15 protein-coding genes and 2 pseudogenes are annotated in these 15877 nt (G+C 64.6%); 10 read left to right on the top strand and 7 right to left on the bottom strand.

Going from position 1 to position 15877, the window contains the following annotated elements:
* Positions 1-559: 559 nt before the first annotated feature.
* On the top strand, positions 560-1945 hold the full coding sequence (locus AB4Z47_RS24515; RefSeq protein ID WP_441953924.1) for an aminotransferase class V-fold PLP-dependent enzyme: 1386 nt from the start codon (positions 560-562) through the stop codon (positions 1943-1945).
* A gap of 509 nt (positions 1946-2454) precedes the next feature.
* Positions 2455-2733 carry a hypothetical protein gene (locus AB4Z47_RS24510; protein ID WP_441953922.1) on the top strand — a complete coding sequence of 93 codons (279 nt, stop codon included), beginning with the start codon at positions 2455-2457 and terminating at the stop codon, positions 2731-2733.
* On the opposite strand, the gene AB4Z47_RS24505 is transcribed toward AB4Z47_RS24510, so the two are convergent.
* Positions 2705-2971, bottom strand: a complete 267-nt coding sequence (locus AB4Z47_RS24505; RefSeq protein ID WP_441953920.1) for a DUF5995 family protein — start codon at positions 2969-2971, stop codon at positions 2705-2707. The genes AB4Z47_RS24510 and AB4Z47_RS24505 overlap by 29 nt on opposite strands.
* Positions 2972-3050: 79 nt before the next feature.
* Here AB4Z47_RS24505 and AB4Z47_RS24500 point away from each other — a divergent pair, with 79 nt between their 5' ends.
* The gene (locus AB4Z47_RS24500; protein WP_441953918.1) at positions 3051-4541 is read left to right on the top strand and encodes a DUF4158 domain-containing protein; all 1491 of its coding nucleotides are present in this window, start codon (positions 3051-3053) and stop codon (positions 4539-4541) included.
* 55 nt (positions 4542-4596) lie between these two features.
* Entirely contained in the window at positions 4597-4773 is a 177-nt protein-coding gene (locus AB4Z47_RS24495) for a hypothetical protein (RefSeq protein WP_441953933.1), read from the top strand.
* Here the strand turns inward: AB4Z47_RS24495 and AB4Z47_RS24490 are convergent.
* Positions 4729-4887: pseudogene (locus AB4Z47_RS24490) on the bottom strand (IS1380 family transposase); the annotation flags it as partial. The gene AB4Z47_RS24495 and the pseudogene AB4Z47_RS24490 sit on opposite strands and share 45 nt — an antisense overlap.
* A 147-nt stretch (positions 4888-5034) precedes the next feature.
* Positions 5035-5928 carry an NmrA/HSCARG family protein gene (locus AB4Z47_RS24485; RefSeq protein WP_441953916.1) on the bottom strand — a complete coding sequence of 298 codons (894 nt, stop codon included), beginning with the start codon at positions 5926-5928 and terminating at the stop codon, positions 5035-5037.
* A gap of 112 nt (positions 5929-6040) precedes the next feature.
* On the opposite strand from AB4Z47_RS24485, the gene AB4Z47_RS24480 reads away from it, so the two are divergent.
* Positions 6041-6610: a TetR/AcrR family transcriptional regulator gene (locus tag AB4Z47_RS24480; RefSeq protein ID WP_441953914.1), complete on the top strand. Its 570-nt coding sequence runs from the start codon at positions 6041-6043 to the stop codon at positions 6608-6610.
* Positions 6611-7087: 477 nt separating this feature from the next.
* Here the strand turns inward: AB4Z47_RS24480 and AB4Z47_RS24475 are convergent, their stop codons facing one another.
* The 3 genes from AB4Z47_RS24475 to AB4Z47_RS24465 all read right to left on the bottom strand — a co-directional run bounded on the left by AB4Z47_RS24475 (position 7088) and on the right by AB4Z47_RS24465 (position 11114).
* Positions 7088-7495: a hypothetical protein gene (locus AB4Z47_RS24475; RefSeq protein ID WP_441953912.1), complete on the bottom strand. Its 408-nt coding sequence runs from the start codon at positions 7493-7495 to the stop codon at positions 7088-7090.
* A gap of 88 nt (positions 7496-7583) precedes the next feature.
* Complete coding sequence (locus AB4Z47_RS24470) at positions 7584-8141, bottom strand: site-specific integrase (RefSeq protein ID WP_441953910.1); 558 nt, start codon at positions 8139-8141, stop codon at positions 7584-7586.
* 1137 nt (positions 8142-9278) lie between these two features.
* Positions 9279-11114: an acyl-CoA dehydrogenase family protein gene (locus AB4Z47_RS24465; protein WP_441953908.1), complete on the bottom strand. Its 1836-nt coding sequence runs from the start codon at positions 11112-11114 to the stop codon at positions 9279-9281.
* Between the two features lie 406 nt (positions 11115-11520).
* On the opposite strand from AB4Z47_RS24465, the gene AB4Z47_RS24460 reads away from it, so the two are divergent.
* Entirely contained in the window at positions 11521-12072 is a 552-nt protein-coding gene (locus AB4Z47_RS24460; RefSeq protein ID WP_441953906.1) for a dihydrofolate reductase family protein, read from the top strand.
* A gap of 323 nt (positions 12073-12395) precedes the next feature.
* Here AB4Z47_RS24460 and AB4Z47_RS24455 read toward each other — a convergent pair whose 3' ends face one another.
* Positions 12396-12896: a hypothetical protein gene (locus tag AB4Z47_RS24455; protein WP_441953904.1), complete on the bottom strand. Its 501-nt coding sequence runs from the start codon at positions 12894-12896 to the stop codon at positions 12396-12398.
* Between the two features lie 126 nt (positions 12897-13022).
* On the opposite strand from AB4Z47_RS24455, the gene AB4Z47_RS24450 reads away from it, so the two are divergent.
* The 4 genes and pseudogenes from AB4Z47_RS24450 to AB4Z47_RS24435 all read left to right on the top strand — a co-directional run bounded on the left by AB4Z47_RS24450 (position 13023) and on the right by AB4Z47_RS24435 (position 15871).
* Positions 13023-13571, top strand: a complete 549-nt coding sequence (locus AB4Z47_RS24450; protein WP_441953902.1) for a TetR/AcrR family transcriptional regulator — start codon at positions 13023-13025, stop codon at positions 13569-13571.
* A 683-nt stretch (positions 13572-14254) separates the two neighbouring features.
* Positions 14255-14584 carry an MmcQ/YjbR family DNA-binding protein gene (locus AB4Z47_RS24445; RefSeq protein WP_441953931.1) on the top strand — a complete coding sequence of 110 codons (330 nt, stop codon included), beginning with the start codon at positions 14255-14257 and terminating at the stop codon, positions 14582-14584.
* 389 nt (positions 14585-14973) lie between these two features.
* A pseudogene (locus tag AB4Z47_RS24440) lies at positions 14974-15555 on the top strand (NADP-dependent oxidoreductase); the annotation flags it as partial.
* Positions 15556-15577: 22 nt separating this feature from the next.
* Positions 15578-15871, top strand: a complete 294-nt coding sequence (locus AB4Z47_RS24435) for a zinc-binding dehydrogenase (RefSeq protein WP_441953900.1) — start codon at positions 15578-15580, stop codon at positions 15869-15871.
* The last annotated feature ends 6 nt before the right edge of the window (positions 15872-15877 follow it).

The raw sequence follows: 15877 nt of genomic DNA, 5'->3' as shown, positions 1-15877 counted from the left end.
GAATCCACCCCGAACGGGTCATCTCCTGGGGCATCGACGGCGGATCCTTCGACTTCACCAGTCGCCGCGCCGAGTAGTCAGGCATCGTGGGCGATCCCACCAGAAAGGCCGTCACCGACCGTCCGGTAGTGAGCGGAATAGACCGCGTCCGCGAGTGAGACCGGGCGCACCACGACAACGGCCACACCGACCTCCGCTACGGCAGTGAGGGATCTGATTCAGCAGGACCATCGGTCACCGACGGCACAATCCCCTTGCACCGCTGGAGGAGACGTCGCAGTACAGACGAATGCATCGCAACTCCGCGAGGTGCGCGATCGCATGAACCGCCGGGTCAGTCGATTCCGCGGGCGGCTAAGATCGCGTCTGCCGCTCGACCGCTCCGCATCTCGTGTTCGTTCGCACTTTCGGTAAGCACCCACCGCATCAGCGCACCTACGGAAAAGAAGGAGTACGGGGGAACGGGCCCTCTCGAGCGCCGCAAACCCGACCGCCGATGGCTGAAACACCTGTGCCCCAACATATGACCGCCGAAGAGTTCCGCCGTCATGGGAGGGCTGTGGTGGATTGGATCGCGGACTACTGGGAACGGGTGGAATCGCTGCCGGTGCGGTCCCGGGTGAAGCCGGGACAGGTACGCGGGCAGCTGCCGTCCACACCGCCGCAGGTGGGCGAGCCCTTCGACGCCGTGTTGGCGGATCTCGACACGATTGTGGTTCCTGGACTGACGCACTGGCAGCATCCTGGATTCTTCGCCTACTTCCCGACCAGCACGTCGGGCCCGGCGGTGCTCGCGGAGCTGCTCGCGGCCGGGCTTGGCGTGCAGGGGATGCTGTGGCAGACCAGTCCGGCCTGCACCGAGTTGGAGCAGCATGTACTCGATTGGCTGGCCGAGATGTTGGCGCTGCCCGAGAAGTTCACCTTCGCGGGCACCGGAGGTGGTGTCATCCAGGACACGGCGTCCAGCGCGATACTCGTGGCGCTGGTCGCCGCGCTGCATCGGGTCTCCGGCGGACAGGTAGCCCGCGACGGTGTCGAGCGCGGTCGCTACGCCGTGTACACCTCGACACAAGCGAACTCCGCGTTGGAGAAAGGCGTGCGTATCAGCGGTCTCGGCGCGTCATCGATACGGTTCATCGAAACGCGCCCGGATCTGTCGATGGATTCGGATGCGCTGCGGGCGGCGATGAAAATAGATGTGGCGCAGGGCATTATCCCGGTCATGGTGATGGCCACGGTAGGTACCACCTCGACCGGTGCGGTCGATCCGGTCGAGTCGATCGGGCGGATCTGCCGGGAATACGACGGCGTATGGCTGCATGTGGATGCGGCCTACGCCGGGGTCGCCGCGGTGTGCCCGGAGTTGCGGTGGATTCATCAAGGGGTGGCCGCATATGCCGACTCCTACGCGACCAACCCGCACAAGTGGATGCTCACTGCATTCGACTGCGACGCTTGCTATGTCGCCGACCGGGAGGCACTGGTGGGCGCGCTGTCGGTGTTGCCGGAATATCTGCGCAATACCGCGACGGACTCGGGCGCGGTGGTCGACTATCGGGACTGGCAGGTGCCCTTGGGGCGTCGCTTCCGGGCGCTCAAGCTGTGGGCGGTTATCCGCTGCTACGGAATCGAGGGTTTGCGGACGCATTTCCGGCACAGTGTCGCGCTGGCACAGCAGTTCGCCGCATGGGTGGGTGCAGACGAGCGCTTCGAACTGATGGCCCCGCATCAGCTGTCACTAGTCTGCTTCCGACTTCGAGGGCCCGATGAACCCAATCAGCGGCTGCTCGAGGCGCTCAATGCATCCGGCCAGGTCTACCTGTCCCACACCGTGGTTCATGGCGCGTTCACGCTTCGCTTGGCGATCGGCGGCACGGCCACCAGGTACGAGCACGTAGCCGCCGCCTGGGATAGCATCGGCCGGATCGCCGCCGACGGCGGGTGAGCGCGCACTCGGATCGATCAGCCCGATCCGCCGTTCTCCGAGTTCGTGCAACACGATCACAGCGGAGCTCATTATCGCCTCCGGAGCCAAGCTGGGCAGTGCCGCACTGTTCGTGATCAGGCGGGGGCGTGACGAACAGCGCGCCGAAACCAGCGACGGCACTGGCCAAGCGGTGACTCGTAGACAAAAGGATGTTCTTCCACCGGGAATACGTTCAGTCGGCTTGGTGCAGCGCTTGGGCACCGGCTTACGTCAGTGAAGGCGAAGAACGTCCCGCGTATCCCCCGTTTCTGGAGGGCTTCGATTTGTGGCCCGTAGGACTGGAAGGAGTCATCTGTGGCAGCACCGAGGAAGTACCCCAAGATCACGGAGTTAACGAGAACGGGCTGATGTCAAGGTGTTTCAAGGCTTTCCGGTGGATTTCTTGTCATGGCAACGGGACTCCTGGGTAGCAGAGACGGGAACTGCGCGAACCGCGCCTGCGCCTGGGCCCCGCTGTCGACGCCTACGTGCATGCCGTCGGCGCCGCCGCCGAATCCCTGCTCGGCCCCGAGGAGATGACACGCATCGACACCGCCGCCGAGCAACTGCATCCCGAGCTCACTGACGAGCCGGCGCGGCAGACGCTGCGCCATCACCTGGCCGTCATCGCGATCACCGGCACCGACGTGCGCCGCCGAGCAGTTGCAGCGGTGATCCGGAACCACCTTGTTCGCACGCCGTTCGTCGCCGAGGACTGGGTGGGCGAGTGGTCGACCGTCATTCTGGCGGCGGAACGACCGGTGTGAGGAGCATTCGGCCAGCGGTGGCAACGGATTGTTCGAGGGCTTGCTGTGTCGTTCCGAGGAGCAGATTGTTGTCGCGCTGTATGCAGAGAATCTGCGTGGTGGCCCACGCGGCATCTCGGGCGCCGGCGATGCTGAAACTGCTCAGGATATATTTCAATGTTTCGGCGTCCTTGGTGGCCAGCCTGAGCATTGCGGGCTCGTATTCCGCCCGGACCTCCGCCTCGACCTTGGCGAGCAAGTCATTGACTTTGAGAAATCCGGCGCTTAAGGATCTGATTCGGCGAACGGGGTTGGCCGGTAGGTGATTTCATGTCGCGGTGACGGATGAGGGTTACGGCCGGTTCGGGTCGTATTCGCGGGTTGAGCTGGAGAGATTCTTCTATCTCGATGATGAGGACCGGCGGCTGATCGCGGCCCGTCGCCGTGACTACAACCGCCTTGGATTCGCGCTCCAGATGGTCACGGTCCGTCACTTGGGCATGTTCCTGACCGATCCCCTGGACGTGCCGGCGGAGGTGGTCGCCTACGTCGCCGAGCAGCTCGATATCGCCGATCCGGCGTGTGTGAAGAGCTACGTGGATCGGGACAAGACCAAGCTCGAACACGCGTGGGAGATCCAGCGGGAGTACGGCTTGGCGGCGTTCGCCGAGGTCAAAGCGGAGTTGTCGGCGTGGATCGTGGACCAGTCGTGGATGACCGGCGATGGACCGAAGGCGATCTCCGACGGCGCGGTGGCGTGGCTGCGGGAGCGCCAAGCGCTGCTGCCTGGGATCACGACATTGGAACGCTTTGTCGGAGAAGGCCGTAAGACGGCTGATCGGCGGTTGTCGGCTCAGATCACGCAACGGCTACCGGCGACAGCGAAGACGGCGCTGCGTGCGCTGCTGAGCGCGCCTGCCAATGGCAAGGGGCGGGTCAGCGAGCTGGAGCGGCTGCGCAAGGGCGTGTTTCGGCCCACCTCCAAGGGCATGGTCGCCGCGGTGGATCGGTTGTCGGACCTGCTCGGGCTCGGTGTCGATCTGGACGTGTCGCAGGTGCCACCGCGTCGCCTGGTCGGGTTGGCGACCTACGGGTTGTCGAGCAAGGCGGCGCAGCTGCGGCGGCTCGAGCCGCCCGAGTATCGGATGGCAGTTTTGGTGGCGACGGTGAAGGTCCTGATCGGGCGCGCCACCGATGACGTTCTCGAGTTGTTCGACCTGCTGATGGTCACCGACTTGTATTCCAAGGCCGAACGCGAATCCAGGGATGAGAAGCTGCGCCGCTACCCGCGGGTGTCGCGGCACGCGGGCAGGCTCGCCGCCGCGGTGAAGGTGCTGTTGGAGATGACGGAGGTGGGGCCGGAGCTGAGTCTGGAGATGATCTGGGATCTCATCGAGAGCGCCGTCACCAAGAGCGAGCTGCGCAGGGCGGTTGCCGCGATCGACGAGTTCGTGCCGGTCGACGACGCCGAGTTGAACGGGCAGCGGCTCGAGGAGCTGGCCGGAAGGTTGGCGACGGTGCGTACGTTCCTGCCGCCGATGATGCGGGTGGTCGAGTTCGGCGCGACCGCGGAGGGCGCGGCGGTGCTGGCGGCGACGAAGACCCTCGGTGAGTTGATGACGACGAAGACGAAACTGCCCGCGACGGCTCGATGCCCGCAAAGTCGATCACGACCTGATCGGCGGGGCGTGGAAACGCCTGGTGTATCGCGAACCTCGTCCGCCCGAGACGGTGGACCGCGCCGCCTACACGTTGTGCCTGTTGGAGCAGTTCCACCGACATCTCAAGCAGCGCAACATCGTCGCGCCACACTCGTCGCGGTGGCGTGACCCGCGCGCCCAGCTGCTGTCGGGCGAAGCGTGGGAACGGACCCGCGAGGTGGGCATGAACGCGCTAAACCTGCCCTCGAGCCCGGCGGCGCTGCTGGGCGAGCATGCCGCCGCCGTGGACACTGCCTACCGGCATGTCGCCGCGCGCCTGGACGGCGACGGCCCGGCCAGCGTCGATGAGGACGGCAATGGGCGCGGCAAGATCGGTGCTGATCGTGGTCGCCAATGGTGAAAGACCCTTGCGCAGAACCTGTTTGCCCGCGATCTTGGTGAACCCATAGGACGCGCCCTGCTTGGCGTACCCATAAACCGGCCGCAGCAGCGAGTCGATATCAACGAACGCCCGTTCTCGCCGCCGGCGTAGCCTTCTGGTGCATGACAACTCGACACGCGCTCATGCCGATGAGCGTGCATATCTCGGGCGGCGCGTGCGGACCCGGCACTACGCAGTACCGCCGATCGAGTTGCCCGCGCATGTCTTCGGCAATGTTCATCAGGGTCGGGCGGTGTAAGCGGAGTACTGCCATGCACCTTCACGCTCCAGCCAGGTGGTGAAATCCAGCAGTTCCGGATGGCATCGCCGCAGCGCCACGATGTCGGCATTCCAGCCTCCGCCCTGGTTGGCGAACCGGTAGCCGGCGAGGGCGTCGGGGTCCTTGTCCGACAATGCTTCTCGTGGGATCGCTCGGTATGCGATCGATTGTCCGAGGGACCGGCTCATGGCCTCCGTGATCTCGGTCATGGTCAGCTCGTCGCCCGCCAGTTCCACCGCGGCTCCGATGTATTCGTCCGGATGAGTAAAAGCCCGCGCAGCGAAGACACCGATGTCGGTACCCGCGATCAGCTGCACGGGTACGTCCGGATGGATGACATCGGTGAGTACTCCCTCGTGCAAGCCGAAGCGGGGGTCGAGCTGGTTCTCCATGAAGCGCACCGGGCGTAATGCGGTGGTCGGCAGGCCGAGCCGAGTCGAGTATCTCTCCAACTCCGCCTTGCTCTGCCAGCGGCGAATGCCGTGATCGGCGTCTGCAGCGCCGACCGAGGCGTAAACGAAGTGAGCAACACCCGCTGCCGCGGCCGCATCCGCGACATTGCGGCCGAGCCTCAGTTCATCGTCGACGGTGAAGCCGGGAGGTGTGCCAGGGTATCCCGCGGTCGGTTGCACGCTGAACACCCCGTGAACACCCGCCGCCGCCGTATCCAGCGTGGTTCGGTCGCCCATATCGCCAGGCGCCAGTTCCGCACCCGCCTCTGCCAACACCCGAGCGCCCGCCGTGTCCGGGTCACGCACCAGCGCACGCACCCGCCAACCCGCCGCCAGCAGTGCGCGAGCCGTTGCGCCACCCTGGGTGCCCGTCGCTCCGGTAACCAACACGATGTCCGACATCGCAGCCTCCTCGAGTAGCGCTGTTCGCCTGCATCGGCAATAAGTGGGGATTGTCCCCGCTTAACCGTCGGCTACGATACGGGGACTATCCCCGTTTTGCAATCGGAGTGTAATGACACCAGCCCCGAGCAGACCGGCCCGCGCCGACGCGCTGCGCAATTACGAGCGGCTCATCACCGCCGCCACCAATGCCTTCGCCGAACACGGCCCGCAGGTGCCGCTGGACGACATCGCGCGCGCCGCCGGGGTCGGCAATGCCACGCTCTACCGCCATTTCCCGACCAGACAGGCACTACTGGAAGCGGTCCACCACGACCACATAGAGGCACTGGCCCACCGAGCCGGCGACTTGGCCACGGCACACGCCCCCGCCGAGGCGCTCAGGTTGTGGCTCGACACCGTTGTCGCACAGGGCAGCGCCACCCGCGGCCTCGCGGCCTCGCTGCTCGCAGTCATAGGCACATCGACCGAATCTTGGTGCCGGAAAGAAATATTCGCCGCGGCAACCGGCCTTTTGCAGCGCGCTCAAGACGCGGGCGAGATCCGTTCCGGGCTGACCGCACCCCAGTTACTGAAGCTCGTCAACGCGATAGCCCTTGCCACTGAAGGAGATCCGGACCGAACCCAGCAAGCCCGCACACTGCTGGACTTCCTCTTCGACGGCCTTCGCGTCCAAGCGTGACACTGTGCACGCGACAGACCTGTGCGCAGCTCGAACGGACTGGCCGAACGTTCGCTGATGCCGCTGATCGCGCTGTTCGGAATGGCATATACGGCGCGGCCAGGCCCGGGATAGAACAGTCCTGGGCCGGGCAGGGATTGGTGTGCCGGTCAGTTCGCCACGTTGTCGAATGTGCCGGCCTGGTAGGAGCCGCCTGTGGTCTTGGTGATCACCAGCAGCCGGTTGTGGCGTTGATCATGGCGACCAGGTAGACCAGTGCGGCGATCTGGTCATCGTCATAGTGCTTGCGCACCAGGAACTCCCGCCGACTCACAGCAAAGATCTCACCGTGACGGACATCGCCTTCGACTCAGCAATTGGCGGGAAACATCCTCTTCTGCCGCTGTGCGTGCGGACCGGGCCGGGTCGCGTCGGTGTGGCTGGCGGGTGACCTGCTGTGGGCCAGGATGTCCTGCGCTGCCGAATCGTGCGCTTTGGTCAAATCGTGTCGTGGCCGATCCGCCGTCGGGCCTCCCGAACCAGCGGACTCACCCAGAACATCTCCTCAGGGTCTGATGCGTCCAGGCAAGCCCAGTACTCGAGCCTCTGAGCTATTCCCGGTGCTCCCGTGGCCTCCCAAACCACAACCAGTGCGTCGACCAAGGGCTCGGTTCGTTCAGGAAGATCGTCATTCGCCGACTCAAGAACCAGATCCAGCAACCAGAAGCTCAACTCCCAATCCGCCTTGTTCGTGATCAGCAGATCGACAAACTCATCGAGCCGTTCCGGATCGGATACCTCGATAGGCCAATCCTGCATCCAATCTTCGTGCGCTATCTTCGCGATCTGCGCCACGCGCAGCACCGAATCCCCACCTGGATAGATCATGCAGCTGAAGGTAGCCAACGTGCGAACCCCTGGCGATGGAATCAGTGCTTCGTGGGAGTGGCCCGTCCCCAATGAATGAGACCGCTCGGTATTAGAGTCCCTAAGATCAGTGATGTCCGGGTTTGGTCTGCCAGTACATGACATCGCGGGCCCCGCCCTTACGGATGACAGGCGCACACCGGTTGGCGATGTCGAGATCGTCGATATCGAGAGTAAGGATCTCCTCAACGCGGGCCGCGGACTCATACAGCATCGTCCACAGCACCCGCTCGCGCAGCGCAGCATCCCCACCCAGCAGCTCGGCCACCTCCGGCGAGGTCATGGCCTTACTGTTGTCCGGCGGCGTTGGCCGTGGCCGCAACCGCATCACCGGATCGGTGCTCAGCCATCCATTTTCGCGCCAATACGTGCACGCCGACGACAGCGCGGTCAGCCGGAGATTGAATGTCTTGGGCGAGGATTCGCCCCACACGAACATGAACCATCCGCCGACACGATCCGGATCCAGCAGCGCCACATCGCTGTCCGCGCCGAAGTCGCGGACCAAACGGTCCAACGCGGCGGCATAACCGCGGCGGGTGTTCACCGCCACGATCGTGGCGAGATACACGCGTGACGCGTCCGCCAACCGCACCCCGGCCGTTCGCGCAGGAAGCGTCCGCACCACGCCCACCTCCCGCTCTATGGCAGATAGTTGCCCGAGTCGTCCTATCCGCAACCATCATCGCGCCAGGGCAATTCAGAGTCTATGGCAGATAGTTCGCGACTATCTGCCATAAATCCTTAGCGCCGGAATTCTCGCGAATGTTCCCGGCCCCCGTTTCGTCTGTCACCCATCATCAGGTGTATGCCGCGAATCATCTAATAAACCGTTGGGCCAGTGACGATTTCGCTGCTCCGCCCTGAAACTGGGTCGCCCGGGCCGAACCGCGGGGTTCCAGGCCCACCGATCAGGGCTGATTGACCTGCTGTGCGCGCCGAAGCCCGACATCGTCGCTACCGCGCTGCCGGGACGCCTTGGCGTGCTGTCGGCTGCCTTCTCATGAGCCTCCGTGTATCAGGGTGCTGCGAAGGCGATTCCGTAGACGCACCACCAAAGAGCCCATCGCGGAACTCAACCGCACCCGTCCCGGTACTCGTGCCGCGCCGATAATCTCTGGAATACTCACTGCCGCTGAGGCGCTCGCGTGCCGTGAGATCGACGGGGTGCTGTCGGGTCGGCAACAAGCGAGCGAGTCCTCAGGTGTGGCTCGCGGCTGCGGGTGTGATCATTTGCCGTGATCCTCATCGTGGATCGGAACGGCTCGTGGCGGTGGAGGATGTCGGACCGAAGGTCGCCGCCCCCCTGGTCGGGCACCTGGGTCGCCTGCGTCCGGAACTGGAGCGCGTGCGAGAAGCAGGCGTCTGCCTGGACGCGCAGGCGACGTCTACCCGACAACACCGCGGTCGAGGTCGACCGCGTCGTCAGCCGCGACGGCACAATCCGTTTCCGACGGGGTCGGTGAACCGAGCAGCCGATACCGCTGGGGTGGCCTTCTCGATGGCGCGCCGTTTTCTGGTTGCCGATGACCTGATCGGCGCGGGTCCGATCGGAACGAATGATATTGGCGCGCACATGAATTGACAACATGTCTGCAGTGGCGCGCTTCCTGTCGCTGGAACCGCTGCTCGGCCCGTTGCCGAGCCTGAATCCGGACTGGGTCCGCGACATCCGCGATCGGTGCAATGACTTGGGCATTCGCCTCGCTGCCCAGATCGGTCGACGCTTGTCGGCCGATCTGGGCAGCCGGTGGTCGGTGGTCTACCGGCGTGCCTCGTGGCAGTGGGAGTCCCACGCGGCGGGTAGATCATCGGACAGTACCGGTGCGCCGAGGATCGCGTCGTCGAAGTCAAAAGCGTCCAGCAGTGCGGGCAGATTGTCGGCGAGCCTGTTGATCGCGTGGTGGAGCTGCTGCTTCGTAGCGTTGGCAGCGGTGACGTCGAGCAGACCGTGGGTGAGATACCACGCGGCATGCTGATCTAGATAGTGCAGAGCGAAAACGTCACGCACGGCGGCCATCTCGGTGTGTTCGGAATGTTTGTCGAGCAAATCCAAGGCATACTTGGCGCAATGGGCCTCAGCGAGGCGGAGTGCGTCCGGAATGACTGCCAACCGATCCGCGAGCGCGGGAGTGGACAGATGCGGCTGTGCCTCTTGCGCGATCGTCAGAACGCGGGCGGTGAGCAAGCGGGCGCGGTCGTGGGGGTCGGTGGGGTCGTGGAGGACAGATTCTGGCGGCGGGGTGGCGGCGGCGAGCTGTTTGGCCAATATGCGGCCGGCGACGGAACCGAGGACGTCGCAGTCGCCCTCGCCGGTGATGGCGGCATGACACACGCCGAGGTAGTCGGCGACCCGGTTGGCGCTGAACATGCCTTGTGCACCCATTTTTATTCGACAGTGGGTGATCGTGTCCAGCGCATGCAGCTGTATGTAGTGCTTGGCCAACATCACCGTGACGACGGTGTCGGGGTCGGTGAGGTCGCTGCCGGCAAGGAATGTCTTGATCGCGTTGCCGTAGACGGTGCGGGCCACAGTGCCTGCCAGGTCGGTGAGCAGGGTGTCTCGCACGTGCGGAATGTCGAGCATGAGCGGTCGGTCGACACTTGTCATCGGCACTACCCGGCCGGCGGCATAGCGCAAGGCGATGTAGAGCGCGGCGCGGGCCGCGGCATTCAGGCATGACGACAGCGCCATTCGCCCGACAGTCAGCTGGCTGGTGACCGATGGGAATGCCCGCTGCCGGCTGTTCTCGTCGCGCCAGGTCAGCACACCGTTGTCATCGATGGTGGCCAGGTCGTTGCTCAGCCAGGCGTTGTGCTCGACGCGGAGGTGGTCGAAGCTGATGATCGCGTTGTCCATGATGACCAGCGGCTGACGGCCGAGCTGGGTGATCGTGACTCCGGGGCATGGATCGCCGTTGGCATCGCGCAGCCGCGCCGTGAACAGGTGTACGCCATGATCGGTCCCCGCCCCGTCGATGAGCCGCGCGGCGATGACGCAGACCCGTGAAACCGGGATGCCGACGCTGGGCATGAATTTCCGCGCCCGCGGATGCGGGGTGTTGAGCAAGAACCCGTCACCGTCCCAGGTCGCGGTGGTCTGCATGAATCCGATATTGGAACCGCACCCGTACTCGGTCAGCAGCATGTTCCCGATGCTGGAACCGTCATCCAGGTCCTGTAGGTACGGCGCCGCAGAGTCGGGATCGGTCAGGGTGGCCAGACTGCCCGAGGCCAAATTGTAGTGTCCGGAGATCAGCGGGACCAGGTCCGTCGCCAGCACTGCAGACCAGTCGAACACTGCGAACAGACTGGGTAGATCGGTCGCGACAGCGCTGGAGGTTCCGAGCTCGCCAACCAGGTAGCGCAACTGCTCGTACGCGTTCAGGCGCCGCTGCTCTTGGCTCTGCTTCTCCGTGATGACGAAGTCCGGGTTGGTCAGAGCCTTCTGCAGATGCTGATGAACCTCCGGGTCACCGTGCCGAAGCAGCTCGGTCAGCGATGTGCACTCTTTTGTCTGCCTCTTTCGGAGCAGGCCGAAAAGTACAGCATCCAGCTTGCCCCGCAACCCACTCCGCGCATCCTCCGCAAGTGTCATCCCCACAGTTGCAATCTCGCTTGAATTCATAGCCCCTCGCGTCAACCTTCCACTCCGTGATCCGTGCGTCCCGCTCGGCCAGGCGCAGGATCACTCAGCCCACAACACCACCAGGTCGGCAACCTCGTCATAGTCGGCAAGGACGCGAAACACAGTGTTCCACATATGAATGCGTGAATCGCTTGTAAGCGTTGGAGGTGGTCGGCCTGGGGCGGCTGACAGGCTCGGTGTCGTCGCGACCGGTGTGACTCGTGAATCGCCTCTTGGAGTGCACTTCCCGGGATCTGTCCACTACCCGGGGTGAACCTCAGACTACATCGAAGGAAGCTTTTGCTGTCAGTCGTTCCGCAGAACTTGTCTCGTCCTTGTCCGATGAGTTCTCCACGTCCGGGAGGTCTATCCAGTCATGAGGAAACTGATCTACTCGTTCGGCGTGTCCCTGGACGGCTACGTCAACGACCGCGACGGCAGCATCGACTGGACGAACCCAGACGAGGAGCTGCACCAGTTCCACAACGACAGGTACCGCGAGATCGAAGTCTCGCTGCACGGTCGTCGCCTGTACGAGCTGATGGCCGAGTACTGGCCGCACGTGCGCGAGGACGCGCCGCGCATCGAGCGCGAGTTCGGCCGGCTCTGGACGGAGAAGCCCAAGGTCGTCTTCTCCAGGACGCTCACCGAGGTCCACTGGAACAGCACCCTGATCAGTGAGAACGCGGTCGAGGAGGTCCGCAGGCTGAAGGCCGGGGGCGATGGCGTGATGGAGGTCGGCGGCGCGAGCCTCGCGGCCTCGCTGATGCCGCACAGGCTCATCGACGAGTACTGGCTGTTCCTCTATCCGGTGGTCGTCGGCGGCGGCACGCCGCTCTTCCCATTGCTGGACAAGCGAATCCAGCTCCGGCTGGCCGAGACGAAGCACTTCGACAAGGTGGTGATGCTGCGCTACGTGGCCGACTAACGCCCCTTCAACCGCGGCAGCCCGCGTTCAAGTGCGACCGTCACCGCCGCGCGGACCAGATGCAGCTGGATCGATCGCCGCCAACCCGACGGGCGATCGATCCGAGAACGCACGACCAGCGATCGGTAGATGGGCCACCGATCGGCGCCGGCAAACCGTCCGAGCAGACGGCTGTCGAGCTGGGCATTCATCCGGTCACACTGTCGAAGTGGTTGCGCAAGAACGAGATTGATCACCGTCGACCCAGAGTTTTTTGTCGAATCATGTTGTGCGACAGCATCTTTTGCGAAGATATGATCGGTGTGCCCCCTCGTGTCACCGCGCTACGCGGACTGGGCCTCGAGCAGTGAACGCACGAACCCCAGGTGCGCCGGCAATGCCCGATCCCAGACAGCTCGCGCGCCCGGGTGGTGGAATTGAACGAAAGTCGCCAGCAGCACTCCGTTTTCGCTGCATCGGAACAGCAACTGTCCCTCGAACCCAAAAGCGGACTCCGCTTGCAGCAGAACATATTCGGGTGAAGCGTATGTGATCGGCCAGCCGGCGATGGCATGGTCGTCGCCGGCTGATGAGCGATGCAGCGCGATCGCCTGCCACGCACGCTCGAGTCTGGCCCGCATGTCGGCGGGTACGTCCTCCATGATCGCACGGGCCCACTGTTCGGCCGGACGATCGGTGGCCCGGTCGGTACGCAGCAGATTTGCATCGCTGTACCGAATGTCGGCCAAGGTGCTGAAGGCCAGCATCTCGGCATCGACATCCAAGGTGTCGACTTTCGATTGTTCGGCGTCGGCATGCGTCTCGCCCGCCCCGCTGTGCGTCATATGGATCTCCTATCGCTCAGTCTTGTCAACGAACGACAGCGTGCCGTCGTCGATAGATACAGAACAGAACTGTATCTATCGTGGATGATGTAATCAAGAGCCCCGCGACTGATTGGTTGACTGCCGATGGCCCCACCGGTGCGAACACCTCGTCAAGCCTGGATCGACGCCGCCTTGGTGATTTTGTCCGAGTCTGGACCCGACGCCATCCGCGTCGAACCTCTTGCGACCCAACTGGGTGTGACCAGGGGCGGGTTCTATCGCCAGTTCGCCAGCCGCCAGGAGTTGCTCGACGCCGTCCTGGACGCCTGGGAGCATCGCGGCATCGACGAGGTTCGCGAACGTGTCGAACAGGAGGGCGGTGACGCCGGGAGCAAGATCCGCAAGGCCGGTAAGCTGACCTTCTCGAAAGAACTGCTACCCATCGATCTCGCCGTCCGGGAATGGGCCCGCCGCGATCCGGCGGTCGCCGCACGGCTCGTGCGGGTCGACAACCGCAGGATGGACTACCTGCGCGACCTCATCGGCACGATCAGCGACGACCCACGCGACGTCGAGGCCCGCAGTATGCTCGCCTTCTCTCTGGTGATCGCCGACCACCTCATCGCCGCCGATCACAGAACCGGCACCCGCGCCCAGATCATCGAAAGCGCCGCCCGCCTGATCATGGGATGAGGCTCACCCCCGGCGAATGCACCGCCGAGAGGCAGGCATCCAACGTCGCCGCCGCGAAGCCGATCGCGATTGCGCTCGAGGACCAGTTCGGCGTAGCCGCGACATACGGCCTCGGCGACCTGTGTTTGCGCCGGAACCGGGGAAGGGACCACTTCGGAGCCGGTTTTACCATGGGCCACACTGGCAGGCGACAGATTGGGTGCGCTGATCCGCCACACCATCGCCAGCGCCGCGGTGGCCAGGCGTCTCACGCGAAGACCTCGGGTATGCATCCAGGCCACCGGGATGCCCCGGACAACTGCTGTTGGCCGGGGATTCCCGAGGCGCTTCGGCGGGAAATCCGCTATGCCCTCTACGGCTCTCCACAAGATTCGAGACATCCAGTCGCACAAGCGGGCTCGAACCACGATCAATCCCACACGCGAACAACGGCCGGGGCGGGACGACACACCGCCGCCCCGGGCCGGCCAGCTCGCGAACGATGCACCGAGATCCTGCTCCGGTCTGGCGGGAGACCTTCCAACAGTCCTGTCTCGAGCAGTCCGCGGTCACCAGCGCATCGTTCACTGACAAGTAGTCTGAAGTAGTCGATTATCGTGCGCTCCTCACCGGCCGCTGATGTCGCACGGCACAATTCGGGTTCGATCGGTGCCGGGTGTTCGCGTCGGGGTGGCGAGTCCCCGATATCGAATACCACCCTGCTCTATCTCCGGGCGGACTCGATATCGGGGACTCGCCACAAGGTCGCGGGCAAGGTGTCCATGTTGATGACCGAACGTAGTGGCGAGGCCATCGTGACCATGAAGTCGTTGCCGGAGGAGGCCACCGCGTTGCGGGCCCCCCACTCCGACATCACGCCGGGATACCACATGAACAAGAAGCGCTGGATCACCGTGCACCCCGGTGGTTCGGTGGACGAGGACCAGTTGCGGGAATTGGTGCGGGAGTCCTATCGCCTTGTCGTCGTGAAGCTTCCGCGCGCCGGCCGGCCGGTAGACCCCGACGCGCTCTGACGCCAGTCCGGATACGCCCGGCGTCGCCTGCGGCGCGCCGGAGGGCACGTCGCGCAGCCGAAGGATTTCGACAACCTCGCTCATAGTCGCGACTTCAGATGGCGGACAGGCGGTCTCGGGCGGATCCGTCTCGACGTGGCTCGTCTGCAACTTGCGGGGCGGTTCGGCGCGGTGGAGTTCGGCGCAGAGACCCGCTCACGCATGGCCGCTCCATCGATGTCGTCTTCGGTGGCGAGCGCGATGGACTGGCGGCCCGGTGCGCCTCGGGGTCGGCACTCACGGAAGGCGGCGCGTGAGAACGATCCGCCCTAATAGTTGGCCAGCCACCTATCTGCGTGTAAAGTATGTGGCTAGCCAATTAATATGATTCCACACACCAGGGAGACACCATGAAGGCCATCCAATTCGATCGGTTCGGCGGGACCGCGGAACTGCACCTTGCCGACGTCGAGGTACCGCAGCCCGGTCCTGGACAGGTTCGAGTCCAGGTGAGAGCTGCGGGAGTGAACGCGTTGGACGGGAAGGTTCGTTCGGGTGCGATGAGCGCGGTTTTCCCGACCTCGTTGCCCGCCATCCCCGGTTACGAGGTGGCCGGTGTGGTGGACGCCGTCGGTGACGGTGTGCACGAGGTGACGGTGGGCGATCACGTTGTCGGCTGGTCCGACACCGGCGCCTACGCTCAGTACGCACTGGCCACCACTGTCGCGATCAAGCCGACCGACCTCGACTGGGAGCACTCGGTCGCCCTGCCGATTGCCGGGGCGACGGCTGAGCGGGTCCTCGACCTGCTCGAGATCGCTGATGGAGAAACCGTGCTGATGCACGGCGCGGCGGGGGCTGTCGGGACGGTGGCGGTTCAGCTCGCCACGGCCCGCGGCGCACGTGTGATCGCAACCGCTGGACCGACAAACCAGGACTACCTCACCTCACTCGGCGCCAGTGCGACTGTCTACGGCGAGGGCTTGGTCGAGCGGGTCCGGGCGCTGGCCCCCGGTGGGGTCGACGCGGTCTTCGACCTGGCGGGGAAGGGCGCCCTCGATCACCCTGCGCAACGGAACCGAGCGCATCGTCACGATCGCCGATTTCCACGCGAACCAGCTCGGCATCACCTTCGCCAGCGGCCCCACCCAACGCTCGTCCGCACGCCTGGCAGAGCTTGCTCGAGACGCCGCCGCGGGCACGCTCGTCACGACTGTCACCGCCTACCCGCTCAACCAGGCCGCGGCTGCTCAGGACGCCAGCGACGCCGGCCATGCCCGGGGAAAGCTCGTGCTCACCGTCGATTGATCACAC

This window comes from Nocardia sp. 2TAF39, assembly GCF_052114905.1.
In the GTDB taxonomy this organism is placed as follows: Bacteria; Actinomycetota; Actinomycetes; order Mycobacteriales; family Mycobacteriaceae; genus Nocardia.
This window is presented reverse-complemented; position numbering and strand designations above follow the sequence as displayed.